The sequence below is a fragment of the Pseudomonas sp. NPDC087598 genome, from assembly GCF_044743525.1.
Classification (GTDB): Bacteria; Pseudomonadota; Gammaproteobacteria; order Pseudomonadales; family Pseudomonadaceae; genus Aquipseudomonas.
In genome coordinates, this window is the sequence record NZ_JBIUWQ010000004.1 from 1 (window position 1) to 24152 (window position 24152).

General features: G+C 60.1%; 15 protein-coding genes, 1 rRNA gene and 1 pseudogene. 6 read left to right on the top strand and 11 right to left on the bottom strand.

All coding sequences use genetic code 11. The features are described from left to right. The first annotated feature begins 154 nt into the window (after positions 1-154). Positions 155-270 (top strand): 5S ribosomal RNA (gene rrf / locus ACIOWE_RS03575). Between the two features lie 72 nt (positions 271-342). Here rrf and ACIOWE_RS03580 read toward each other — a convergent pair. From ACIOWE_RS03580 to ACIOWE_RS03595, 4 genes are all read right to left on the bottom strand, one after another. Next, complete coding sequence (locus ACIOWE_RS03580; protein WP_401387454.1) at positions 343-1521, bottom strand: PepSY-associated TM helix domain-containing protein; 1179 nt, start codon at positions 1519-1521, stop codon at positions 343-345. Positions 1522-1598: 77 nt separating this feature from the next. Continuing rightward, a complete protein-coding gene (locus ACIOWE_RS03585) occupies positions 1599-4103 on the bottom strand; it encodes a TonB-dependent siderophore receptor (protein ID WP_401387457.1) in 2505 nt (834 codons plus the stop codon). Between the two features lie 87 nt (positions 4104-4190). Further along, positions 4191-5192 (bottom strand): FecR domain-containing protein, encoded by a 1002-nt coding sequence (locus ACIOWE_RS03590; RefSeq protein ID WP_401387460.1) that lies wholly within the window; start codon positions 5190-5192, stop codon positions 4191-4193. Next, the gene (locus tag ACIOWE_RS03595; protein ID WP_401387463.1) at positions 5192-5692 is read right to left on the bottom strand and encodes a sigma-70 family RNA polymerase sigma factor; all 501 of its coding nucleotides are present in this window, start codon (positions 5690-5692) and stop codon (positions 5192-5194) included. Before ACIOWE_RS03595 ends, ACIOWE_RS03590 begins: the two co-directional genes overlap by 1 nt. 329 nt (positions 5693-6021) lie before the next feature. Between ACIOWE_RS03595 and ACIOWE_RS03600 the strand changes: the two are divergent. Both ACIOWE_RS03600 and ACIOWE_RS03605 read left to right on the top strand, forming a co-directional pair. Continuing rightward, positions 6022-7047 (top strand): annotated as a pseudogene (locus tag ACIOWE_RS03600) (cache domain-containing protein); the annotation flags it as partial. 69 nt (positions 7048-7116) lie between these two features. Continuing rightward, positions 7117-7902, top strand: a complete 786-nt coding sequence (locus ACIOWE_RS03605; RefSeq protein WP_371857642.1) for a methyl-accepting chemotaxis protein — start codon at positions 7117-7119, stop codon at positions 7900-7902. Positions 7903-8049: 147 nt separating this feature from the next. Here ACIOWE_RS03605 and ACIOWE_RS03610 read toward each other — a convergent pair whose 3' ends face one another. The 4 genes from ACIOWE_RS03610 to ACIOWE_RS03625 are packed head-to-tail and all read right to left on the bottom strand — an operon-like array spanning position 8050 to position 13651. After that, the gene (locus ACIOWE_RS03610; protein WP_401387466.1) at positions 8050-8517 is read right to left on the bottom strand and encodes an SRPBCC family protein; all 468 of its coding nucleotides are present in this window, start codon (positions 8515-8517) and stop codon (positions 8050-8052) included. A 22-nt stretch (positions 8518-8539) separates the two neighbouring features. Next, complete coding sequence (locus ACIOWE_RS03615) at positions 8540-11935, bottom strand: amino acid adenylation domain-containing protein (protein WP_401387468.1); 3396 nt, start codon at positions 11933-11935, stop codon at positions 8540-8542. A 13-nt stretch (positions 11936-11948) separates the two neighbouring features. Continuing rightward, the gene (locus ACIOWE_RS03620; protein ID WP_401387471.1) at positions 11949-12878 is read right to left on the bottom strand and encodes a diiron oxygenase; all 930 of its coding nucleotides are present in this window, start codon (positions 12876-12878) and stop codon (positions 11949-11951) included. Continuing rightward, positions 12875-13651, bottom strand: coding sequence for a DUF3050 domain-containing protein (locus tag ACIOWE_RS03625; protein WP_401387474.1), 777 nt, complete (start codon positions 13649-13651; stop codon positions 12875-12877). The genes ACIOWE_RS03620 and ACIOWE_RS03625 overlap by 4 nt, the downstream gene beginning before the upstream one ends. Positions 13652-13677: 26 nt before the next feature. Between ACIOWE_RS03625 and ACIOWE_RS03630 the strand changes: the two genes are divergently transcribed. Beyond that, the gene (locus tag ACIOWE_RS03630; protein ID WP_401387477.1) at positions 13678-13968 is read left to right on the top strand and encodes a hypothetical protein; all 291 of its coding nucleotides are present in this window, start codon (positions 13678-13680) and stop codon (positions 13966-13968) included. Between the two features lie 451 nt (positions 13969-14419). Here ACIOWE_RS03630 and ACIOWE_RS03635 read toward each other — a convergent pair whose 3' ends face one another. Then, positions 14420-15130, bottom strand: a complete 711-nt coding sequence (locus tag ACIOWE_RS03635) for a GntR family transcriptional regulator (RefSeq protein ID WP_401387480.1) — start codon at positions 15128-15130, stop codon at positions 14420-14422. A gap of 197 nt (positions 15131-15327) precedes the next feature. On the opposite strand from ACIOWE_RS03635, the gene lapG reads away from it, so the two are divergent. Beyond that, positions 15328-16020, top strand: a complete 693-nt coding sequence (gene lapG, locus ACIOWE_RS03640) for a cysteine protease LapG (RefSeq protein WP_103306851.1) — start codon at positions 15328-15330, stop codon at positions 16018-16020. Positions 16021-16034: 14 nt separating this feature from the next. Then, entirely contained in the window at positions 16035-17981 is a 1947-nt protein-coding gene (gene lapD / locus ACIOWE_RS03645; RefSeq protein ID WP_401387484.1) for a cyclic di-GMP receptor LapD, read from the top strand. Positions 17982-18106: 125 nt separating this feature from the next. Here lapD and ACIOWE_RS03650 read toward each other — a convergent pair whose 3' ends face one another. Continuing rightward, positions 18107-18445 carry a hypothetical protein gene (locus ACIOWE_RS03650; RefSeq protein ID WP_038369138.1) on the bottom strand — a complete coding sequence of 113 codons (339 nt, stop codon included), beginning with the start codon at positions 18443-18445 and terminating at the stop codon, positions 18107-18109. 148 nt (positions 18446-18593) lie between these two features. After that, a complete protein-coding gene (locus ACIOWE_RS03655; RefSeq protein ID WP_401387768.1) occupies positions 18594-24140 on the bottom strand; it encodes an immunoglobulin-like domain-containing protein in 5547 nt (1848 codons plus the stop codon). Positions 24141-24152 lie beyond the last annotated feature (12 nt).

Consider the following 24152-nt stretch of genomic DNA (forward strand, 5'->3'; position numbering starts at 1 on the left):
CCGATGGTAGTGTGGGGTTTCCCCATGTGAGAGTAGGTCATCGTCAAGATTAAATTCCGAAACCCCAATTGCGAAAGCAGTTGGGGTTTTGTTTTAGTAGAAGTTCCCCTTTTTACTGGCTTGTTACCGTGTTGACGGGCCAGGTACAGAATTTCTTGACGACCATAGAGCGTTGGAACCACCTGATCCCATCCCGAACTCAGAAGTGAAACGATGCATCGCCGATGGTAGTGTGGGGTTTCCCCATGTGAGAGTAGGTCATCGTCAAGATTGAATTCCGAGACCCCTGTCTGCTAACGCAGACAGGGGTTTTCTCGTTTCAGGGCCTACAGAATCAAACGATCAAACGGCTTTACGAGCCTTGCTGATGCGACGGGCTTGCCACTTGCGCCACCAGATGTAGACGCCAGTCCCTGACAATCCCGCAATCAAGACACCTAATACCGCGATCATTACTTGACCAGTGAAACCAATGATCCGTCCCCCATGTATCGGCAGCTGCAACCGATAAAACCGCTCTCCCAACGTCCCCTGTCCTGCGATTTCCTGCCCTAACAATCGGCCGTCCGTACCATGAAAGAACAACCAGGATTTGCCATGGGCCTCGGTGTCGTGCTGTCCAAACCCTGCGCCGTAAAAGTTGTACTCAAAGCTGTAATACAACTCCCCGATCGCCGCTGTCAGCCCCAACCTTTTCCCCTCCTGCAATGCCCTGTCGTACGCCTGTTGATAACTCAATTGCGTCACTCCAAGCTCTTCGGGAGGCATTCGTCCTCTAGCCTCGTAGACGCTCGGTTCAATGGGTGAAAACAACGACACCGCAGGCTTGAACACCTGGCTTGGCAAGTTCATGGCCACGCTGCTGATCGCGATCGGCAGCAACAACAGCCATAGCCATAGTCCCCCGGCACGGTGCAGATCGAAGTTGAGACGATAGGCATGTCCGCCCTTTACCTTCCAAGCAGTCGACCACTTCTTCCAGAACGGCTTTCCACGCGGCAATGTCAGCCACAACGCCACAAAACAATCGATCACCCAGGCGATGGCGACCAGCCCCATCAACAGCAATCCCCAGTTACCAGGCAGCGTCAGGTTGTAGTGAAATTCGAGAATGAACGGGACAAAATTCTCTCGGGCAAAACAGCACTCTCCCCAGTAACGTTGCCCCTTCTGTTCTGCACTGACCGGGTCCAGATAGAACACCTGATTACGCTCATTGAACGGCTTGCCGGTTGCCGGATCATTGCGTGGAACCGCGGCCAGCAACGCGGTATGCCCGGCCTCACTCGGATACTCCATGTACCAGACCTGCAGTTTCGGATGAGCCGTCTGCACCGCATCGACCAGCGCGCCCGGTGCCAGTCGCTCACCCTCGGCAGACGCCGCATAAAACTGCGGATTCAACCACTCATCCAGCTCATGATTGAACGCCAGAATGCTCCCGGTGATCCCGGCCAGCAGCAGAAACACTGCCGTGGCCAACCCGATATAGCGATGCAACAAAACCAGAAATGCGCGCACGAAAAATTTCCCTACAGAGACGACAAAGCCAGCCCCTGAAGATCAGGGGCTGGCTTTTTTATGCACAAGGCAATGGTTTAGAACTGGTAGCTGACGGTCGCGGCGACGTTGCGCTCTTCGCCCATGTAACAGAAGTTCAGACTGGCGCAGGAAGCCACGTAGGACTCGTTTGTCAGATTGTTCGCATTGAGACGTACGTCGACGCCCTTCAAACCGACTTTGCCCAAGTCATAGCCAATCGATGCGTCGAACAATGTGTAGGACGGCACCTTCAGGGTGTTCTCGGCATCTGCCCAGCTATAGCCGACATAACGCACACCACCGCCTAAACGAAGGCCATCCAGCGCAGCACTGTCGAACTTGTAGTCGGCCCACAACGAGGCCATATGACGCGGCGCCTGGGTCGGCGAGTTGCCTTTGTTTTCGATGACGTCGGTTGGCGTGCTCAAAGTACTGACCATCGACTTCGAGTACTCGATATCGGTGAAGGTATAGCTGCCGAGTACTTTCAGGTTATCGGTCAACTGCATGTGCGCTTCCAGTTCCAGGCCTTGAGAGCGAACAGCGCCTACAGCGCGATAGAAGTTTTCTTGCGGCAGTTTGGTCGCGAGGTTTTCCTGATCAATGCGGAACAGCGATGCGGTGAACAGGTTGTCGGTGCCCGGAGGCTGATACTTCAGGCCGACTTCCCATTGCGTGCCATCGGTCGGTGCCAATGGATTACCGGCACTGTCGGCATAGGAGTTTGGGTTGAACGACTCGGAGTAGCTGATATACGGCGCCAGGCCGTTATCGAACAGATACAGCGCGCCGGCGCGCCCGGTCAGCTTGGTGCGGCGGTCGTTGATTTCAGTGCCCTGCGGCCGTCCTGCTTCGGCGATGCGGTTTTCGTCAGAGGTCTCGACCCAGTCCTGACGCAGACCCAGCGAGAAGCGCCATTTGTCCATCTCGATCAGGTCTTGCAGGTAAACGCCGGTCTGCTCCAGGCGACGCAGGTAACTGGTCTCGCCGTACATGTCGATCGCCGAGTTGCCATAAACCGGGTTAAACGCATTGATCGGCGCGAGCCCGCCGCTGGTCCAGTCGACCACAGTTTTGCGTCGCTGATAATCCGCGCCCATCAGCACCGTGTGCTTGGTCGCGCCGGTGAAGAATTCGGCCTGGAGCATGTTGTCGACGATAAACGCATGCAAGCGCTCGTCACCGCCGGTGTAGTAGCGGTTCAGCTCGTTACTGGTTGGGGTGGTCCATCCATACGCGTAGACCTGATCCATGTTCACTTTCGAGTCGAGGTAACGGAAGTTCTGCCGTGCGGTGAAAACGTCATTGAAGCGATGTTCGAATTGATAACCGAACGACTGCTGATCTCGTGAATAGCCATCGATCCCCGGTTCGCCCTCGAAGAAGTGCGCAGAGATCCGCTCGCCATTGCGCTGATGAATCGTACCGTCGGCCGGTACACCGCCGTGGTAGCCGCCATCCGGGTCATGTTGCAGATACGCCTGCAGCGTCAGCGAAGTGTCTTCGCTGAAATCGATGCTGAGGGTCGGTGCGAGGGCGAAGCGCTTTTCCTTGTTGTGGTCGAATTGCGTGTCGGATTGGTCCGTCAAACCAGTCAGACGATAGGCGATGCGCTTGTCGTCATCGACCGGACCGCTGAAGTCAAAACCGACACCGCGCTGGCCCTGAGTGCCGACCGTGGCTTGTACCTGATGGTAGGCCTCATACAAAGGCTTCTTGCTGGTCAGTGCCACCAGACCGCCCGGCGAACTGCGGCCATACAGAACCGACGACGGACCTTTGAGAATGTCCACACGCTCAAGGAAATACGGATCGACCTGCATGGTGCTGTAGGTGCCGCTGTCACCCATCGACTTGAGGCCGTCGAGGTAGATGTTATCCACCGAGCCGTCGTTGAAACCGCGCATCGCCACGTAGTCATAACGGTGCGTGGCGCCATACGGGTTGGTCAGCACGCCCGGTGTGTAGCGCATCGCTTGCGAGACGGTTTGCGAGCCCTGGTCGTCCATTTGCTCACGCGTGACCACGGACACGCTTTGCGAGGTTTCCAGCAGCGCCGTACTGGTTTTGGTGGCGATCTGGCTGTGGGTCGCGTTGTAGCCGTCCATGCTGCCCAGCGCGTTGCCGAGGGCGAAGCCTTTGATGTCCGTGGTCGGCAGGGCCAGCGCTTCGGTTTCGGCTACCGGACGCAGCACATAACTGCTGCCATCCTGACTGACCGCTTCCAGACCCGAACCACCAAGCAAGTGGCTCAGTGCCTGATCGGTGGAATACTCACCCTGTACGCCCGGGGACTGCCGACCCTGAGTCTGCTGTGGCGTCATCGACAAGGTGATGCCGGCCTGACGCGCAAACTGATTCAACGCTTCACCCAACGGTCCGGAGGCGACGTTGTAGCGATGGCTGATCTCACCGGCACTGGCGCCCGCCGCCAGGGTCAAGGCTGGCACGACACCCATGCCCAATGCAGTGGAGAACAGCGCAGCCCGAACGGCGTGGCACAACAGGCCCGATTCGGCAGTGAAATACAGAGGGTTCTTACAGGTAGCGCGGACAGTCATTGTGGGTTTCCGTAGGAAGTCGCGAAGGCTGAGTTGAAGTGCTTACTGACTAAGCCGGACTTGCTGCGAAAACCCGCCAAAATAATTTCAGGCCACACGTTCCAGGGTCACCCACCAGCGAGTGCGATAGCGCAATTGCACCGGCAGGGTCTGCGGCAGGATGGCCAGCAGTTTGTCGGTGTCTTCCAGGCGGAATACGCCGGACAAGCGCAAATCGGCCACATCCGACGCACAGTTCAGAAAGCCCTGACGGTAGCGACCGACCTCACTCAGGAAATCACCCAGACGCATATTGCGGGTGACGATCAAGCCATCGACCCAGGCACCGACGTCCATATCCGCCATCGGTGCCGGGCGCACTTGATGGTGATCGATCAGATAACTCTGCCCGGCGAGCGCTTCAATCGAGCTGCCGGCGGCGTGAATGGCGACGCGGCCACTGGTGACGCTCAGCCGCGTGCAATCACTGTCCTGCCGCAGGATGAACCGCGCAGCCTGCGGCTCATAAACGCCATGGCGACTTTGTACACGCAACGGTCGCTCGACCGACGCACCTTCGTCCGCACCGCCACAAGTGACGATGATTTCGCCACGTGTCAGTTTGATCAGCCGTTGTTGCGCCGTGTAATCGAGGTCTACCGCACTGGCGGTGTTGAGTTCGATCCGCGTGCCGTCCGGCAACTGGAAGCCACGTCGTTCGCCGGTAGCCGTGGCGTAATCGGCGCTCCACTGCTGCCACGCAGAAGTATCTTTCGCCAGCCATGCCGCCGAGCCCATCAACACGGCGCCCGACAACAGCTTCAAGGCTTGTCGGCGACCCAGCCCCTGCGCACTGTTTTCGAGCGTATTGAACGCCACTTGCGCGCCGGGCACTGCGCGCAGGTTGTTGCTCAACTCGGCTTGCAGCGACTGCACCCGTTGCCACGCCAATTCATGCTCATGATGTTCGGCACGCCACTGTTCGCACTGGCGGTTCAACCGCGAATTGCCGTGGTTGTTGCGCAGGCGCAGCAGCCAGTGAATGGCCTGCTTGACTACTTGCGGCTGGGGCTCGGCCCGGCGTCCGAGGGAGAGGTTATCCACAGGCATCAGCTTTCGTACCGCAGCACATAACAGTGATAGAGCGCATCGGCGACGTAGCGCTCCACCGAACGCAGAGACAAGCCCATGTGCTCGGCGATCTGCTTGTGGGTCAACCCTTCGCACTGCGCCAGAAGAAATGCCTGACGCACTTTCGGCTTCAGTCCTTCAAGCATGCGCGCGATGCTCTCGAGCAACTCGATGACCAGCGCCCGGGCCTCGGCACTCGGTGTTTCGGCTTCGGGCAGATGGGCGATGGTTTCCAGATAGGCGCGTTCGATTTCTTCGCGGCGCCAGTGGTCGATCACCAGACCCCGCGCGATGGTACGCAGGAAGGCGCGCGGTGCCTTGAGTTCGAGGCGTTCGGTACGTTGCAGCAGGCGCACGAAAGTGTCCTGCGCCAGATCTGCGGCATCGGCTGCGTTGCCCAGCCGCGCGCGCAGCCAGGCGTTGAGCCAGCCGTGATGACTACTGTAGAGCGCCTGTACTGCAAACTCAGGTGAGGACATGAACGCGACAGCCCGAACGTCATAAATGATAATTAGTCGCATTGTCATCAAGGGTTACAGAATTTGCAACTGCCGCTCAAACATCGCTCATAAAAAACTGCTCAGCGGGTGCTCTATTACGCCGTTCGGCGGGAATCTGGCACAAATGCCATCCATTTCTTCCACAACCCTAAGATTTCCGCGAATGGTGCCGACAGACTGGTGAGACATGCGTGCACCAAAGTAGAGCGGCCATCAGAACGCTGCCTGCCAGCTATTGGACATTTGGAGCTACATGGAATGTTGCATCCCCGAACGCATCCCCACTTTTGCATAAGAAGTCCCATGAAATGAATCTCAAGTTCAGCCATAAAATCCTGTTGGCCGCCTCGGGCGTCGTGGTCCTGGCTTTCGCTTTGTTCACCCTCTACAACGACTACCTGCAGCGAAATACCATTCGCCAGAACCTGCAGTCGTCCGTGCAGCAGGCCGGCGATCTGACCGCCAGCAGTGTGCAGAACTGGATGAGCGGGCGGATCCTGGTGCTGGAAAACCTCGCGCAGAACGTTGCCCACCAGGGTAAGGACGCCGACTTCCCGGGACTGGTTGATCAACCAGCCTTCACTTCGAACTTCCAGTTCACCTATGTCGGCCAGGCTAACGGTGTGTTTACCCAGCGCCCTGACGCGAAGATGCCGGACGGTTACGACCCACGTCAGCGTCCTTGGTACAAACAAGCGGTCGCCGCCGACAAAACCATGCTGACGCCGCCCTACTTGGCCGCTGTCGGTGGTCTGGTGGTGACCATCGCCATGCCGGTGAAAAAGAACGGCGAACTGCTCGGCGTAGTCGGCGGTGACCTGAGCCTGGAAACCTTGGTGAAGATCATCAACTCGGTGGACTTCGGTGGCCTCGGCCATGCATTCCTGGTCAGCGCCGACGGTCAGGTGATCGTCAGCCCGGATAAAGATCAGGTGATGAAGAACCTGAAGGATATCTACCCGAACGCCAACGTGCGCATCGAAAAGGGCAATCAGAACGTGGTGCTCAACGGTCAGGAGCGCATCCTGTCGTTCACCCCGGTCACTGGTCTGCCGAATGCCGAGTGGTACATCGGTCTGTCGATCGACCGCGACAAAGCCTACGCCGCACTCAGCCAGTTCCGTACCTCGGCGCTGATCGCGATGTTCGTCGCGGTGGGTGCCATTGCCGTGTTCCTGAGCCTGTTGATTACCGTGTTGATGCGTCCGCTGACCACCATGGGTCGTGCGATGCAGGACATTGCTCAGGGCGAAGGCGACCTGACCCGTCGCCTGGTCGTGGAAGGCAAGGATGAGTTCGCTGAACTGGGCAGCTCGTTCAACCAGTTCGTTGAGCGGATTCACGCGTCGATCTCTGAAGTGTCGTCGGCCACCCGTCAGGTGCATGACCTGTCGCAACGGGTGATGGCATCGTCCAACGCCTCCATCGTCGGCTCCGATGAGCAAAGTGCGCGCACCAACAGCGTCGCCGCCGCGATCAACGAACTGGGCGCCGCCACTCAGGAAATCGCCCGCAACGCTGCCGACGCCTCGCAGCACGCCAGCGGCGCCAGCGAGCAGGCCGATGACGGCCGTCAGGTGGTTGAACAAACCATTCTGGCGATGACCGAGCTGTCGCAGAAAATCAGCCTGTCGTGCACCCAGATCGAAACGCTGAATGCGAGCACCGACAACATCGGCCACATCCTCGATGTGATCAAAGGCATCTCGCAGCAGACCAACCTGTTGGCACTCAACGCAGCGATCGAAGCGGCGCGTGCCGGTGAAGCGGGTCGTGGTTTTGCGGTGGTGGCGGACGAGGTGCGCAACCTCGCTCACCGCACCCAGGAATCGGCGGAAGAGATCCACAAGATGATCACGTCCTTGCAGGTCGGTTCGCGTGAAGCGGTCAGCACCATGAACGCCAGTCAGGCGTCCAGCGAGCAGAGCGTCGAAGTGGCCAACCAGGCCGGTCTGCGCTTGGTCAGCGTGACCCAGCGCATCGGCGAAATCGACGGCATGAACCAGTCGGTAGCAGCCGCGACGGAAGAGCAGACGGCGGTGGTGGAAACCCTCAACGTCGACGTCAACCAGATCAACCTGTTGAACCAGCAGAGCGTCGCCAACCTCAACGAGACGTTGAAGGATTGTGATGCGCTGTCGCAGCAGGCTAACCGGTTGAAACAGTTGGTCGATAGCTTCAAAATCTGACATCAAGTCAGACCGCGTTATCGTTCATCGCGGGCAAGCCCGCTCCCACAGGATTTCTGGCGAACACAACATTTGTGACCGACCTGGAACCTGTGGGAGCTGGCTTGCCAGCGATAGCGGTGGCTCAATCACCGCAGTACTGAAGCTTTACACAAACAGCTTCAGCACATTCCCCATCGCATCATCCGCAAACCCCTGCACGAAATCCTTGAACCCCGGCAGTGCCTCGGCGCCGCCACTGGCCGGTTCCGCGATGATCGTCCAGGTCGCTCGCGCCTTGCCATCTCCCAGCGATTCGACATTCATCGCCGCCCACAGATTGGCCACGCCCAAGGTGTTGTAGATCGTGGTCCAGGTCATGCTCCGCGCCTGCTCATCGCGGGAGTTGAGTTGCTCGACCACCACGTTGCCATCCTTGAAGAACTTCTTGCGCAGCGAGGACACGCCCTCGCCGGTCATTTCGATGTGCGACAGCGCCGGAATGAATTGGTCGAAGCCGCCGAAGTTGCCGACCACCGCCCAGACCTGCGCCGCGTCCGCCGGCACTTCTACCGAAGAAACCACGTGGCAGCCGTGAGGGTTTTTGATCAGGGTGTCAGGTTGCAGAGTGCTCATGGTGTTGCTCCTTTTTGATGAACTAGATGAAGTTGATTTCTTTCAGGTAATCGCAGCCGCGACGCAGCAGCGCCGGGGATTTCTGCGGGTAGTGCGCGCCCATCTGCTGCACGCCGGCTTGCGCGTTGGCGTGACCGATCAGGGAGATGTCGCCGATGTCTTCTTCGAAGCCGTTGAGGTAGAAGCCGAGCACGCCAAACAGCGCGTTGTCGGCGTCGACTCGCCCCAGTTGCTGCTGCCAGTCGGCGACGCTGACCAGCGAGAACTCGCTGCCGGTTTCGCGGAACGAAGCGACGTAGGCGTCCCAGCTCAGCGGTTCGGGGTTGTGCAGATTGAACACCGCTCGTTCGGACGAATAACGGCTGGCATGGAAGGCAATGAAACGGGCGAGAAAGTCCACCGGCATCAGGTCGAAATTCAGCGCGAAGGCCGGCACCTGACCGAGCTGGATCGAGCCTTTGAGCATCAGCATCAAACGATTTTTGTGTGGCTGGCAGACGCCGCTGAGACTGTTGAAACTGATGTTGCCGGGGCGATACAGGTTGACTCGCACACCGCGCTCGCGCGCCCGTTCCAGGATGCGTTCGCCGACCCATTTCGACAGGTTGTAGCCGTTGCGAATGTAGATCGGTGGCGTCGTTGCAGCGGGCAATTCCAGCACGCGACCCTCGGCGTCAACGGTGCTGGAAGCCGACAGCGTCGAGACGAAATTGAAGACCTTTTTGCTCTGTCCTTCACACAGGCGCAGCAGTTCGAAAATCGGCTCGACGTTGTCCGCTGCCAGCGACTCGTAATCGAGGACGTGATTGACGTTGGCGGCGTTGTGCACCAGCGCACCGAACTCGCGATCCAGCCGTTGATAATCGGCGTCGGTCAGCCCCAGTTGCGGGCGGCAGATGTCGGCCGCATAGACACGCACCCGACTCAGATCGAGGTGTTCGAGCCGGTTCTCGTACAGTGCCTGAGCAAAGCGTTGCGCCGCTGTCTGCCCGCCGCCGTCGCGTACCAGACATGCCACTTCGCTGGCGCCCCAACCGAGCAGCGCCTCGACGATGTGCACGCCGACAAAACTGTTCGCGCCCGTGACGATAACCTTGTGCACGTCGCCCATTCGACTGATCGGCAGCGGCTCGATATCCAGCGCCCGTTCGGCGTCGGCCATGGCCTGCGCGCTGAGCACGGCGCTGTCATCGGTACCGCGTACCAGGGTTGCGAGTTTGACGATGGTCGGCAGTTCGATGAAGCGGTTGATCGAGATGCTGCGGCCGAACTCTTCGCGCAAGCGCAGCAACATCCGTGACAGCAGAATCGAGTGACCACCGAGATTGAAGAAGCTTTCGTCGGTGGAAATATCGCTGGTCGGCAGCTCCAGTAACTCCGCCCAGATCTGCAGCAGCAGCGCTTCGTCCTCATTGGCCGGCAGGCATTTCGGCCCGCTGTCCTGCACGCTCACCGGCAATGCCAACAGCGCTTTGCGGTCGACCTTGCCGTTGCTGGCGAACGGCATGTTCGGCAGTTCGGTCCATGCCACCGGTTGCATGTAGTCCGGCAAAAATTGCTGGGCATGGGCCTTCAGTGCATCGCGGGCGGTGTCCGATTGAGGCTGGGCGAGGAACGCCAGAATCCGCCGCTGACTGTCGATCACCACGGCGATTTGCCGATACAACTGGCTCTCGCGCAGGCAACGCTCGATCTCCTCCGGCTCGACCCGAAAACCGCGGATCTTTACCTGATTGTCGCGCCGTCCGCACAGCTCGATGCCGTGCTCGCCCCACTTGGCCATGTCGCCACTGCGGTAGGCGCGAAGCTGTTGGCCATCCGGCAACTCAAGGGTCAGATAGCGCTCGGCGGTCTGCTGTGGATTGTTCAGGTAACCGAGACAGACGCCGGGGCCGGCGATGAACAACTCGCCGACGGTGTGCTCGGCTACCGGTTGCAGGTCGTCATCGAGAATCAGCACCTGGCTGTTGGCGATCGGCGCGCCGAGGCTGCGGTTGCTGTCGCCGGGTTTCAGTTGCCGGGCGGTGATCAGCACCGTGGCTTCGGTGGGGCCATAGAGGTTGTGCAGTTTGCCTTGCCGGGTCAGTTGCTCGATGACAAACGGTTCGCAGACATCGCCGCCCGTCATCACCTGTTGCACGCCCTGCAGTTGTTCCAGCGGCAGGATGCTCAACAGTGCCGGCGGCAGGAAGGCGTGGGTCAATTGTCGGCGGCGGATCAGCGCCACCAGTTGCAGCGGATCACGCCGCTGCGTGTCGTCGGGCACCACCAGCTCGGCGCCGGTGAGCAGGGTCGGGAAGATGTCGATCAGTGACGAATCGAAACTCAGCGAAGAGAACTGCAACACCCGACTCTCGGCGCGCAACTGCACGTAATCGGCGTACCACGCGGTGAAGTGCGCCAGGTTGGTCTGGCTGAGCAGCACACCTTTCGGATGCCCGGTGGTGCCGGAGGTGTAGAGAGCCATGCACGGCGCGTCGAGTTCGGGACGCTGGCGCATCAACGGTGACGAGAGGTCGGCATCAAGGCTGTCGATGCGACTGACGTCCAGCCCGGGTATCGACTCGCTGAGCGGATGTAAACCGTTGTGCAGCAACAGCAACGCGCCGGCGTTTTGCAGGATGTATTGCTGGCGCTGCAACGGATGGCTCGGCTCCAGCGGCAGGTACACCGCACCGCTGCCGAGAATCGCCAGAATCGAGGCGAACAGCGCGGGGCTTTTCGGCAGGCAGATGCCGACAACCCATGGCTGCGGATGCTGGTCGAGCAGGGACTGCAAGCGCTGTTGAATCGCCCGACTGTGCGCATGCAACTGGCGATAGCTGATCGACTGCTCGGCGAGGTGCAGCGCCGGACGGTCAGCGTGATGGATCAGGCTCTGTTGCAGACGCTCGATCAGCGGGATCTGCGCTTGTTGCAGCAGCGACGCATGCGCCGTGTCGTTGAGGCGATGGACGTAAGCCAGGCTGTCGAGGAACAGCAGGTTTTCCATCCGTTCGAAATCCGGCGCAGTCACTGCAGCGACCTGCTGAAAATATTCCGGATCGCGGGAGTAGCGGCTGACCAGCAATGACACTTCGTCCACCACTTGCGTCAGCGCCCTTTGACGCAGTGCCTGGCCGTTGCCGGACGGCTCGTCGGCGATCGGCACGCGACTGATCAGTGACGAGCCGAGGAAGCACAGCAGGTCGAGTGACGGCAGACCTGCAACGGTCTGCGCCCCGACACCCAAACGCAGATGCAGGTGGGGGATGGCGCAGAAATCGCCGGCGCCGATGAAGCCTTCGTCGATGATCAGATCCACCGTCGGTTGCGCGGCGCCGCTGCGCGCCAATGCGTGACCGTGTTGTTCAAGTTCATGCGCCAGGTCGGTCATGGCCTGACTGACGCCAATCAGCAAAATGTCGAGACGTTTCATGTCGGCCTCCTCATCAAACCAGGTAGTCGTGCAGGGCGTGCTGCACGCACGGTGTGTCGAGCAGCGAACTGTTGTGGAAGAACTTGACGATGTTGCCCACCAGCGGATGGTGGCGATTGATCGGGAAAGCCAGCCCGGCCATTTCCTCTCTCAGCGAATGGCGTGTGGTCTCGCTGACCGGCAGGGCATCGATCAGGCGCAGGTCGAAGGATTTCTGGATGTCGTTGGTCAGGTAGTGGCCGATGAATACCGGCAGGATCTGTGCGATGGTTTCGCGATCCGCTTCGCTCGCGGTGTGCCAATAGATGCGCACCATCCGCGCCCAGAAGCTCGAATGACGACCCTCATCAAGCAAGTGGTCGGCCATCAGCCCTTTGATCGACGGCTTGACCGTGTCGTCCCGGGCGAACGCCGCGACATCGCCGGTCACGGTGTTCTCGGCGATGGCCACACAGATCAATTCGACGGCGCTGCGCAGGTGTTCCGGGGCCCGCGCGACGGCGGCAGGGATGGCCCGGCTGAGCTCGATTTCATCGGGCAGTTGAATCGGCTCGATGCCGGTCATGGCCACCGTTTGCTGCATGAAATCCATCGCCACCAGCGCGTGGTAATCCTCGTCTACCACCACCGTCATCGCGTCGTAGCGGCAGGCAAAAGGAAACGCCAAGGCAAAGCGATCCTTGGCGATGCTGCGCGCAGTCTTGTCGACGATTTCCGTCTCGAAAATCACCACGTCGTTGATGAACTTGTACAGCGTCTGCACCAGGGCGAAATCACGCTGCTGCGGGCACTCCCGCAGGAAGGTGTCGCTGAGCACCAGCGGTTGGCGGCTGAGCGGATAGATCAGGCGCTCGTCGTTTTCCAGCATCCGCCGCGGACGGGTGCGGATGGTCGCGCGGCTTTCCCAGGCATCGGCGAAGGATTGATAGTCGGCGGCGTTCATTGGGCCACCTCCGCCAACGGTTCGCGCATGCTCACGCGCAGGCCATCCCACAGCGCGATGCGGCTTTCTACAGCGGCGATCGCGCTGGCGTACACCTCGGCTTCGCGCTGCGGATCGCCATCGACCAGACGCTCCAGCAGTTGCTCCGCCGCCGGGCCGTGATCCTCGGAATCGACCTCGATGTGCCGTTCCAGGTAATAGCGAAAGGTCGGTGCCTGTTCGATGCCGATGCCCCAGTCGTCGAGGATGCGCTGGAACATGGTCGGGATCACACTTTCGCGGCCATGCAAAAACGCGGCGGCGACGCTGTGCCCCGGCGCATGCAGCGCGGTGCGCAAAGTGTCTCGGACAAACTGCGCGGCGGCCGGATCGACTTCGACGCTTTGCAGCGCCACGTCATAACTCACGCCTTCCTGTTGCAGCGCGACGAAGCGTTCCGCTGCTGCGGTGCTCGCACCGACTTCGCGCATGGCATCCAGATACAGTTCGAAATGGCTGTAATGACCGTGGTTCAAGCGGTCATCGGACTCCTCACCGAGGACAATTTCGTTGATCAGTCGGGCTGCATGCGGATCACGCGGCGGCAGCCATGGCAGACGGGTGCAGGTCAGTTCCTGCTGCAGGCGCTTGGTCAGCGACATGAAATCCCAGACGGCGAACACGTGGGTTTCCATGAAGCGGCGCAAGACAGTCATTGAATTGATTTCGGCGAAGATCGGGTGAGCGCTGAGTTCAGCTTTCTTCAGGGCGAGTTGGTGCTTTTCTTGAGACATGACGAGGCCTTTATCCTTGATGTTAAGTGGGTGTGTTGTTGCAACTTCGCAATCAATGGAACGGCGGCTTGTTATTCTTTTTCCAGGCGAACGACGGCCGCATACAAATCAATGAAGTTGAATTAAATGTATGGACGCTGCTGCAGGGCGTTCAGGCATTGCTCTGCCCGTTCGTCCCCTTGCTGTTGGCCGGTGCTCGCCTGGGTCAGGTAGTTCAAGCTCGGCGGAGAAAAACTAATACATCGCCAAACAACTTAACAAGTGTAATTTTAATTATTTTTAGTTTGTTGTTTTTCAAGTATGAGAGTGTCCGATAAAACTATTGAGTTAAGTTTTATTTGGGTGAAGTTGCTCCTTTCGGCTAATTAAGACCAAAATAGAATAAACAGAGTGAATGCCTCACTCGAAGCAACTTTTTAATAAAGAGAATGAAGTTATTTGAGGGGATGGAAGTTGGCCCGGAACGACGCCGATTCTTTCCTTTTCCCGTGACAAGGCTCCTTCCGTAGGTTCCTGTTGCGGGGACTGCGCCGGCGGTGCGGTGCGTCGCCCGTTCTTTTTTGGGTTGGCTGTTCAAGAGTGCGGGTAAATGGCCGCCACGGCTATTACCGATTTTTCATTGCAGGAGTGCAATTTTCGGGCTGATCGGCGCAGGGAGGGTAGAGCGAAGACGGGGATATGCCAGCGGATTCGTGGCTGTCAGCAGGAGGGATTTGTAAGCGGGTTATTCGCCGGGCAGACGCATCGATCGGGCCCGGCGTCGAGGACTCAGCGCAGGGCTTTGCGCTGTTGTGCGGCCGGGCTTGCGAGATAACGGGTGATGACCTCGACACCGCGGTTGAGGTGCTGTTTGAGCAGTGCGACGGCGTGGTCGACATCGCGCTCGATCACCGCTTGCAGCATGGCGCGGTGATCGTCCTGAGAGAGTTTGCCCAGGCCCATGGCTTCAAGGTTGAAGCGCAGGAAGCGCTCTTCCTCGTTGAGTCCTTCCTCGACCAGGCGCAACAGTCGCTGGTTGGGGGCTTTGCAATACAACGTCATGTGGAACAAGCGGTTGAGGCGGCCAATTTCGGTGTAGTCGTGTTGCGTCTCGAGTTCTTCGATATAACCGGCGGCGCGTGCGTGATCGGTCGGGGTCAGCAGCGCGATGGACTGGCGCATGGCTTCGGTCTCGAGCAGGATCCGCAATTCGTAGGTTTCGGTGGCATCGCCCTGAATCAACGCCGCAACCACGGCGCCTTTGTGTGCCGTAACGCTGAGCAGCTCCTGCGCTTCGAGCTGGCGCAGGGCTTCGCGCACGGGCATGCGACTGACACCGAACAGATCGGCCAGATCCTGCTGGCGCAGGGCGGTGCCGCAGGGCAAACGACCATCGAGGATGGCGGCGCGCAGGGTTTCTTCGATGATTGAGCGGGCCAGGTGCGCGGGAATCGGCCCATCGACTTTGATGCTCTGTAGCGGTTTGGGCTTCTGTGTCACGACTACGCACCCTGTATGTCGGCTGAATTTGGATCCAAAGGACACTAGTGATTGCTCTACAAGTTGTCAAACCGTGTAAAGGTTCAGTGCCTGAAAACAGTTTAGCGCGCTAGAGGTGATCTCATGGTGCCATTGTTTTTTACCGGGCTAAGCTTCACCATCAAACGCTTTCCTTCCTGCCCCCCTGGAAACCTGCTGTGGCGGTACGTTTCGCGATCCCCCGGACTCTGCGCTGGCTAGGCTGCGCACTGCTGCTGGCCAGCCTCATGCTGGGCGGTCTGCATGCCGATTGGGATTTTTCCGCAATCAGCCGCAAGGCCACCGCCCTCTATGGCCCGCTGGGTGCCGGCCAGCAGCGGATCGACGCCTGGCAAAATCTGTTGGCCACGCAGAAACAAGTCAGCGAAATGGAAAAACTCAAAGTGGTGAACCTGTTTTTCAACAAACAGATGCGCTATGTCGAGGACATCGACCTGTGGCACGAGGTCGACTATTGGGAAACACCGATCGAGGCGCTGTGGAAGGGCGCCGGTGACTGCGAAGACTATGCGATCGCCAAATATTTCAGCCTGCGCCATCTCGGGGTTTCCAGTGACAAGCTGCGCATAACCTACGTCAAGGCCCTGCGCCAGAACCGCGCGCACATGGTGCTGACGTACTATGCCACTGCCGATGCCATGCCGTTGGTCCTCGACAGCCTGATCGATCCGATCCAACCGGCGTCGCAGCGAACCGACTTGCTGCCGGTCTACTCTTTCAATGCCGAAGGGTTGTATCTGCCGGGCGCCAAGGGCAACAAAAAGGTCGGTGATACCAAACGCCTGTCACGCTGGCAGGATGTGTTGAAGAAAATGCAGGCCGAAGGTTTTCCGGTCGAAACGATTAACTAGGAGCACGCGCTCAGATGTCTTTGTTCAAACAGCTGTTGATCGCTATCTGTCTGTTCCTGGTGGTCGCCTTCACCGGCAGCTTCATGGTCAGTCTGGAGAGCTCGCGCACCCAGTACGTCAATCAGTTGCGCTCCCACGCCCAGGACGCCGCCACGGCGCTGGCATTGTCGCTGACGCCGAATATCGACGACCCGGCGATGGTCGAGTTGCTGGTCAGCTCGATCTTCGACAGCGGTTATTACGCGAGCATCCGCGTGGTCGATCTGAAAACCGACCAGACCATTGTCGAGCGCAGTGGCATTCCGGCGGTCACTAATGTGCCGGACTGGTTCGTCAAGCTGATTGGTCTGGAACCGGCCGGTGGCGATGCGTTGGTCAGTCGTGGCTGGGAGCAGGCGGCGCGGGTCGAAGTCGTCAGCCATCCGATGTTCGCCGTGGCCAAGCTCTGGCAGAGCGCTTTGGGCAGCCTTGGCTGGTTGCTGATCTGCGGTGCGGTGAGTGCCGTGCTGGGGGCGTTGTTGCTGCGCCGGCAGTTAAGGCCGCTGGATTACATGGTCAAACAGTCTCACGCCATCGCCCGGCGTGAGTTTCTCAGCCTGCCGGAGCTGCCGCGCACTCCTGAGTTGCGTCGTGTGGTGCAGGCGATGAATCAGATGGTCGAGAAGCTCAAGGCGCTGTTTCAGGAGCAGGCCGAGCGCAGTGAAAAACTGCGCGCCGAGTCCTATCAGGACAACCTCACCGGCCTGGCCAACCGGCGCTATTTCGAGATGCAGCTGAACAATCGGGTGAGCAACCCGGAGCAGGCCAGTTCCGGCTATCTGCTGCTGTTGCGGGTCAAGGACCTGGCCGGGCTCAACCAGCGCCTCGGTGGTCAGCGCACCGACGAATTGTTGAAAGCAGTCGGTGAGCAGCTGTCGCGCGAGTGCGCCAAGTACCCGGAAACGCAAAACCTCGTCACCCGTATTCGCGGCGGTGAATTCGCTGTACTGGCGCCGGGGTTGGTGCGCGAGGAAGCGCTGCAATTGGCGCAGAACCTCGACAATGCCCTGAGCAGTCTGCACGCCACGGGTGCGACGGATGTGCCGGCGGTCGCCTCCATCGGCCTCGCGCCGTTCGCCCATGGCGACTCGCCGCAAGCCGTGCTGACCCTCGGCGATCAGGCGCTGGCGCAGGCCGAGGGGCAGGGCGAGCAGAACTGGGCATGCATCGATCAGAGCCTGACGGCGGACGTCGGTGACGATCACCATGCCTGGCATCGCCTGCTTGATCAGGCTTTGAGTCAGCAACGCTTCGAGCTGTATTTCCAACCGGTGGTGGCCGCGCAGGACACGCAACTGGTGCTGCATTACAAAGTGCTTTCGCGCTTGCTCGATGAGCAGGGCAATACTATTCCGGCCGGGCGTTTTCTGCCGTGGCTGGAGCGCTTCGGCTGGACCGCACGCCTGGATCGCCTGATGCTCGAACGTGTTCTCGAGCAGATGAAAGAGCATGAGGATTCGCTGGCGTTGAACCTGTCCTCGGCGACGCTGGCGGATTCGCAGGCGCTGAACAAGGTCTTCGAGATCCTGCGCGCGCATTCCAACCTTGGCCCGCGCCTGACCCTGGAAATCGGTGAAGAGCAATTGCCGGAGCAAGCGGTGCTGGAGCAGTTGACCCGACGTCTGCGTGAGCTGGGCTTCTCGCTGAGCCTGCAACGCTTTGGCGGACGCTTCAGCATGATCGGCAACCTGGCGCGGCTGGGCCTGGCGTACCTGAAGATCGACGGCAGCTACATTCGCGCGATTGATCAGGAGAGCGACAAGCGTCTTTTCATCGAAGCGATCCAGCGCGCAGCGCACAGCATTGACCTGCCGCTGATTGCCGAGCGGGTCGAGACTGAAGGGGAGTTGTCGGTGATTCGTGAGATGGGGTTGTATGGGGTTCAGGGGCAGTTGCTGGGTGAGCCCAAGCCCTGGAGCTAAATCTTTGAATTCGAGTCGTTAGTTAAGCCGCCTTCGCGAGCAGGCTCGCTCCTACAGTGATTGGGTTTCAATGTGGGAGCGAGCCTGCTCGCGAAGAGGCCGAAACAGTCGATCAAAATCTTTGATCAGATCAACCCGCCCTCATCCTCATCAATCAACTGACTCAACCCGCCCAACGCTTCCCGCGCCTGGGTCCGGTCCATCAGCTTGGCTTGCGCCGCCGGCGGCAGGTCGGTGACGCGGATCACGCCTTTCTGGGTCAGCACCTGAATCAGGTCGTCGAGTACCCGAATCATTTCAAAGTCGCTCTGCTTGAGCTGTTTGAGGCTGTTTTCCACGGCTTCGTTGGCGTACCACGCCTGGATTTCGTGGTGGTCGGCCGGCAGCGTTTCCGTGGCCTCGGCGTACGCCGCAGCTTCCACGCGAATCAACTGGCCTTGCGCATCGCGTTGCACGTAAAACATTGAGCATCCCTCGGAAATGAACCAGCGTCATGCTGTCAGCAGCATAGCCAACTGCGCGCAAGTATGCGGTGCGGTGACGCAATCGTCACCGGGGTGGGCAGCGCAAACGTGACGGCCGCCCCATTGGGGCGGCCGTTTTGTTCACGGATCAGCTGTTGTTGTGGTCGACCTTGATGGTCGGGTCGCTGCCGGCAATCAGGTTGTGAATGTTGGCGCTCGACCAGTTATTGCCTTCCAGTTTGATCGTCACATCCGGTGTCGCGGCTGCCGCGTCACCCGAGTTGAACTTGCCCGTCGAGCTGACTTGCAGCGACGACGTGCCGTCGACCGTGGTGATCTTCAGGAAGTTGTCGATGGTGCTGCCGGTTTCGCCCTGCAACAGATCACGCAGGTCGATGCGGTCGCCTTCGCTGGCCTTGAAGTCCTTGATCACGTCGTTGCCGGTGTCGCCCGCCTTCCAGACGAAGGTGTCGGCACCGGAACCACCAATCAGGATGTCGTTGCCTTGACCGCCAATCAACGTGTCGTTGCCGGTACCGCCGAGCAGGATGTCATTGCCCTTGCCGCCGTCGAGCAGGTCATTGCCGCCCGAGCCGAACAGGATGTCATTGCCCGCGCCACCCAACAGCGTGTCGTTGCCGTCATGCGCGCCGGATACATCGAACGCCTGATAGTGCTCGGTGATGTACTGGTGCACGTTGCTGGTGGTGACTTTGCTGACGTCGACACCAGTCTGCTGGGCAACGAATGCCTGCATCGCCTGATAACCCTCGCCGGCAATGCCGTTGAAGCTCACTAGGTCGCCGAACAGGATGTCGTTGCCGTCGCCACCGCTGACGGTGTCGTTGCCTGGCAGCGTTGCTTCGGTGTGGCCGATGATCGAGTTGGCCAGGTCCTTCGGATCGATGTTGGTTTGCGGCGTCTTGTCCGAGTCGTACGGTTTCAGGTCGTTGAGGCTGACGCCGCTGTTGAGGCCGATGGCTTCGACGTTCGACAGGCCGCTGAGCAAGGCGAAGCTGGTGGTCGAGTTGTCGGTGGTGGTCGACGTGGTGCTGCTGCCGCTGCCGGCCAGGCTCGACAGCTCGTAAGTGCCGTCACCCTGAGCGTGAACGGTGCCCAGGTTGGTCGTCGACCAGCCGTAACGGCTGGTGTAGGTCTGCAACTGGGCAACGCCGTTGGAGTTGATGCTCAGGTAGTGCGTGTTGTCGATATAAGTGCTGAAAGTGTCGCCCAGCTTGTAGTTGCTGGTCGTCACCACGCTATCGAACTTCACGCTGCCGTACAGCGTCGGGTTGGTCTGCTCGCCGCTCTGGTAGTAAGTCGGCTGGCCGTCGGTGATGAAGTACGTGAGGTTCTTCGCCCCGGTATTGGCCACGGCGTCAGCGCTCTGGAACCAGTTAGCCGTGGTTTTGAACACGTCCTCATAGTTGGTGCCGCCGCCGGAAGTCATCGAGTCGAGCACGGCCTTGAGCTGGGTCAGCGCGTTCGGATCGTTGAGGTTCACCGATACCGATTTGTTGACCTGGGTGTCGAAGTCCACCAGGAAGATGTTCACCGTGCCCGAGTTGCTGCCACCCAGGCTCTGCTTGAGGGTGTTGAACACCGAGGTCAGCGAGTCTTTCGCCGCACTGATCGACGACGCGCTCATGCTGCCCGAGCTGTCGACCATGAACGCGATGTTGTAGTTGGTGCCCGGCACCACGGTCAGACCGCCGATGTCGGCAACAATGATGTCATTGCCATCGGTACCGGTGACGGTGTCATCGGCCGAGGTCGCGACAATGGCGTTATAGACCGCCGGTACCACGGTGACCGGAATGGTCGCGGTGCTGCTGGCCGAACCGCCGACCTGTTCGGTGGAGGTCGAAGTCACGGTCAGGTTGAACTGGCCGTTGTAGTACGGCGGTGGTGTCACGGTCAGGCTGCCGAGGTTCCAGCCGGTGACGTTGGCATCGCCGCTGGTCGCGGTGACCGTGAAGGTATGGCCTGCGCCGTCGCTCAGCACCGAGCCGACCGGCGCGCCACTGATCTTCACGCTCAGGGTTTCCGAACCGTCGGTGTCGGTCAGCGCAGTGCTGATAGCCGACAGTTTCACCGTGGTGCCTTCGGCGCCGGTGTTGAGTTTGTAGCCGTCGTAATAGCCTTCGCCATTGGTGCCGTGCAGATCGGAGACGGTCACGCCCGAATTGATCAGATCCTGCACGCCGGTGTAGATCGGCACGCCTGTGTTGCTCAGATCGATCGGCGTGCTGCCGTTGACCGACAGGTTGACGTCATAGCTGCCCGGGCCGCTCTGGTTGTGGTGGTAGATGTCGAGGGTGTAGTAGCCGCTGGTGGTCGGGGTGAACGAACCGCTGATCGCACCGCCCGCGCCCCAGGTACCCGACGCCACGTTCTTGCCGCCGATGGTGATCAGCAGGCTGTCATCGGCGATGCCGCTGAAAGAGTAAGTCTTGCCGGCTTCGAGGTAGATCAGGCCGGAAGTCTTCGACGCCGTGCCTGCCGCCACGCTGCCATCGGATTGCACGTTGGTCACGCTGCCGCTGGAGTTCGGCGTGCCGGCGCCGTCGATCACGTTTTTCAACGTGGTCGAATCCGCGCCGTTGCCGCTGGTGCCGAGGCCCGCCAGACCGGTCCAGACTTCCTTGATCAGGCCAGTGGACTTCACGCTGTTGTCCGCCACGCTCACGGTCGGGGCATCCGCCACTGGCGTGATGTCGATCTTCACGGTGCCGGTGTTGCCCAGCAGTTGGCCGTCGGTTGGCTGGAACTTGATCTGTGCGTAGTCGGCCTGGTTGTTGCCCATGCCAGTGCCGCCGTAACCGTTGACACCCGACTCGTTGGCATCCGGCATGAAACGCAGTTTGCCGGCGTCGATGTCAGCCTTGCTGAAGGTCTGGTTGTTGGCGACGTCTTTCCAGGTCGAGCCGTCCAGGTACTGCAGTTTGCCTTCGCCCGGCAGCTGGGTGATTTTCACACCGAGGCTGCTGGCCGGGCTGTCGACGTCGGTCACACCGAAGGTCGACCAGCCGAGGATCAGCGGGGTGTCTTCAGTACCGGTGACGTTGCTCGGTGCGGCAACCGGTGCGTCGTTGACCGCCACCACGTTGACCGTGGTGGTCGCGGTGTTGGAGTAATTGCCGCCATCGGTCACGGTCACGGTGATGATCCGTGGCACGGTGCTCGGGTTTTCACTGCCGTTGGTGAAGCTGATGTTCTTGATGGCCTGCATGTAGTCGGCCAGCGTTGCATTGCCCGACAGGGTCAGGGTCACAGTGCCGTTGGTGCTGTTGGCATTGATGGTGATGCCGTTGACGCTGTTGCCCAGGTTCAGCGCATCGCCGTCCTGACGGTTGGTCAGCACCACGGTGGCGCCGGTCAGCATGGTGCTGTCCGGGTCAGTGATGCTGATGTCGGTGTCAGCAATCGACACGCCGGCGCCCGGAGTGTTTTCGGTGAAGGTCACCTTGTAATCGGCACCAGTCGCGCCGCTGGAATTGTTGGCATCCAGGTCGATGACCGGCGGCGCGTCGTTGTCGATGATCGAGGTGCTGACGCTGCCATTGGTGCTGCTGACCGCGAGGTTTTCGAAGTTGCCGCCGGTAGCCGAGTCGATCTTGACCACGAAGTTCTCGGTGCCTTCGGTGATCTTGTCATCGATGGTGGCGACGTTGAACTGCGCGCTGCTGGCGCCTGCCGGGATCTTCACGGTGTACACACCGGTGAAATCCGAACCGTCGGCAGCGGTGCCGCTGTAGACGATTTTCAGGGTCACTTCGGTTTGCGCCGGGTGGTTCAGGCTGACCGTGTAGCTGGCGGTCTGGCCTTCGGTCACCGAGGTACTGCCGGTGATGCTGACCGTGGTGGTATCGATGGTGTCGGTGACGTTGGTCACCGCTGGTGTGTTGCTGGTCACCAGGTTTTCGAAGCTGCCACCGCTTGTGCCAGTGATGGTTGCCTGCACGGTGCCCGCGTCTTTGTAAACGTCGTCAGCCGGAGCGGGAACAGTCACGGTGCCGGTGGTTTTGCCGGCGTCGATGGTGATCACCGAACCGTTGGACAGCGTCACGGTGACTGGCGAACCAGCCGCGTTGGTCAGCGTCGCGGTGTAGGTGATCTGGCCACCCTCGGCCACGGTGCCGGTCGCGCTGAGCGTCAGGTTGGTGGTGTCGATGGTGTCGGTCACGGTGGTGCTGACCGGCGTCTTGTCGGCAACCAGATTCTCGTAGTTGCCGCCGCTGACGTTGGTGATCGAGTTGGTCAGTGGCGCATGACCGGTCAACGCGTCGTTCGGTGCCGTGGTGGTCACGGTGCCGGTGGTTTTGCCGATGTCGATGGTGATCTGCTGACCATTGGCCAAGGTCACGACGACCGGCGAACCGGTCACGGCTGCGCCGACGGTCGCGGTGTAGACGACGTTGCCGCCTTCAGCCGCCGTGCCGGTTGCAGTCAGTTTCACCGTGGTGGTGTCGATGGTGTCGGTGACGCTGGTCACGGCTGGTGTGTTGCTGGTCACCAGGTTTTCGAAGCTGCCACCGGTGGCGGTCTTGATCGTGGCCTGGACGGTGCCGGCGTCTTTGTAGACGTCGTCAGCCGGAGCAGGAACGGTCACGGTGCCGGTGGTTTTGCCGGCTTCGATGGTGATTACCGAGCCGTTGGACAGCGTCACGGTCACTGGCGAGCCAGCGGCGTTAGTCAGGGTCGCGGTGTAGACGATCGAGCCACCTTCGGCCACGGTGCCGGTCGCGCTGAGCGTCAGGTTGGTGGTGTCGATGGTGTCGGTCACGGTGGTGCTGACCGGGGTTTTGTCAGCCACGAGGTTTTCGTAGTTGCCGCCAGTGACGTTGGTGATCGAGTTGGTCAGCGGAGCGTGGCCGGTCAACGCATCGTTTGGTGCGGTGGTGGTCACGGTACCGGTGGTTTTGCCGATGTCGATGGTGATCTGCTGACCATTGGACAGCGTCACGACCACTGGCGAACCGGTGACAGGCGCACCGACCGTCGCGGTGTAGACGACGTTGCCGCCTTCAGCCGCTGTGGTGGTCGCGGTCAGTTTCACCGTGGTGGTGTCGATGGTATCGGTAACGCTGGTGACGGCCGGCGTGGTGCTCGGCACCAGATTTTCGAAGTTGCCACCGGTGGCGGTGCTGATCGTCGCCTGCACGGTGCCGGCGTCTTTGTAGACGTCGTCAGCCGGAGCGGGAACAGTCACGGTGCCGGTGGTTTTGCCGGCGTCGATGGTGATCACGGCACCGTTCGACAGTGTCACGGTCACTGGCGAGCCAGCGGCGTTGGTCAGGGTCGCGGTGTAGACGATCGAGCCACCTTCGGCCACGGTGCCGGTCGCACTGAGCGTCAGGTTGGTGGTGTCGATAGTGTCGGTCACGGTGGTGCTGACCGGGGTCTTGTCGGCTACGAGGTTTTCGTAGTTGCCGCCGGTTACGTTGGTGATCGCATTGGTCAGGGGTGCATGACCGGTCAGTGCGTCGTTTGGCGCAATGGTGGTCACGGTACCGGTGGTTTTACCGACTTCGATGGTGATGTTCTGACCGTTGGCCAACGTCACGGTGACTGGCGAACCGGTGACCGGAGCACCCACCGTCGCGGTGTAGGTGACGGTGCCACCCTCGGCTGCGGTTGTGCTCGCAGTGAGTTTCACGGTCGTGGTGTCGATGGTGTCGGTGACGCTGGTCACTGCTGGTGTGGT